Here is a 1735-nt window from a genome sequence, read left to right on the forward strand (position 1 = left end):
GCAGTTTTTTATTTTTTGGCTGCGGGCATCTGCCGGAGAAAAATTAATCCCGCCAGAATAATTACTCCTCCAAAACCCTGCATCAAAGTAAGTTTTTCCCCATCCAAAAGTCCCCAGATAATCGCCACAACCGGCATTAGCAACGTAACGGTAGAGGCAAAAAGCGGAGTTGAAACACTCAGAAGTCTGTAATTAAGCATCATCGCCAGGCCGGTTCCGAAGATTGAGAGCAAACTTACAAAGCCAAGCCCTTCCCATAAACTGCTGTTTAGCTGAATATTATTAAAAAATCCGGCAAATACCAGCGCAACTACCGATGGAAGAATCAGAACAAATGAAAAGACAAATGCAGAAAGAATTTTTGCAGGAATATCACTGAGTTTAGATTTTACCGTCGTGGTACTTATTGCATACATTAAGGTCGCCAAAAGCAACAGTAATATCGGAATCAGTTTGAACTCGCCGCCTTCGCCACCGGAAAACGCCAAAATACACGCACCGGTAAAACTGATGATAACGCCTACAACCTGTCTTTTGGTGGTATGAAATTTCCAGAGCAGCGCGCCCACAATAATCACGAAAATCGGCATCATCGAGTTGATGATTCCCGCAATGCTGCTGCTTACCTCGGTTTCCGCAATCGGGAAAAGAAACATGGGAATGAAATTTCCTGTCACTGCAGCGAGTATGAGCCATTTCAAATGTTTTTTTGGAAATTTCCTGATGTTGAGAATTGCCAAAGGAAGCAGAATAATTCCGGCAATCAAAACGCGCAGCGCGCCTACTTCATACGGATTGAAATGCTCCAGTGATTTTTTTATCAGTATAAATGAAGAACCCCAAATAACGGAGAGCAACACCAGTAAAACCCATTTTTCTTTTTCAGGATTCATTGTTTCTTTTTAAAATATTTAAATATTCAAGTTTGGGAATCATGCGTGCGCCCAGACTTTCGAGATGCTCAGAGTGAATCTGACAGTCGATTAGTTCCAGATCTTTATTCTGCAGGATGAAATTTAGAAATCCGGCTTTTGAGGCATTGCTTACTTTGGCGAACATACTTTCGCCACAAAACACGTTTCCGATCTGAACTCCGTAAAAGCCACCGACGAGTTCTTCGTTCTGCCAGACTTCATAACTTTTCGCAAAACCATGTTCGTGGAGCTTTGTAAATGAGTCTATTAACTCATCGGAAATCCAGGTTCCGTTCTGATCTTTTCTGTATGCGTTTTTACATTGCAGCATTACTTCGCGGAAGCATTTATTTTCGGTAAAAGTAAAGACCTGATCTCTCAGGATTTTCTTCATTGATTTTGAAACCTTCACCTCCGCAGGAAAAAGAACAAACCTGGGATCCGGGCACCACCAGAGAATTTCTTCGCCTTCATTAAACCAGGGAAAAAGCCCCAACTGATAAGCGAACAGAATCCTTTCGGGAGACAGGTCGCCACCCACGGCCAGCAAACCGCTTTCCGAATTCATCAATTCAGGATCAGGAAAAGAAATTTCATGGGGATCGAGAAAAACCATTTTTCAAAAATTAAATCCTGCGCTTCGGAAAAGGCAGGATTTTACTATATTTTTTTGATATGACTGATTTAGAAAGGTAAATCGTCATCTTCTTCAGCGAAAACATCGGTATTGGACGCTGCAGGTTTCGATTCTGCCGGACGTGCCTCAACAGGTTCATTGAAATTTCCACCGTCTACTTTTTCAATTCTCCATCCTGTGATCG

2 protein-coding genes are annotated in these 1735 nt (G+C 42.1%); both read right to left on the reverse strand.

Annotated elements, in window-relative coordinates; all coding sequences use genetic code 11:
* Positions 1 to 8: 8 nt before the first annotated feature.
* Complete coding sequence (locus tag V5N63_RS11815) at positions 9 to 893, reverse strand: DMT family transporter (protein WP_332034102.1); 885 nt, start codon at positions 891 to 893, stop codon at positions 9 to 11.
* Entirely contained in the window at positions 883 to 1530 is a 648-nt protein-coding gene (aat, locus tag V5N63_RS11820; protein WP_332034103.1) for a leucyl/phenylalanyl-tRNA--protein transferase, read from the reverse strand. The genes V5N63_RS11815 and aat overlap by 11 nt, the downstream gene beginning before the upstream one ends.
* Between the last annotated feature and the right edge of the window lie 205 nt (positions 1531 to 1735).

Source organism: Kaistella sp., from assembly GCF_032060305.1.
GTDB lineage: Bacteria > Bacteroidota > Bacteroidia > Flavobacteriales > Weeksellaceae > Kaistella > Kaistella yananensis.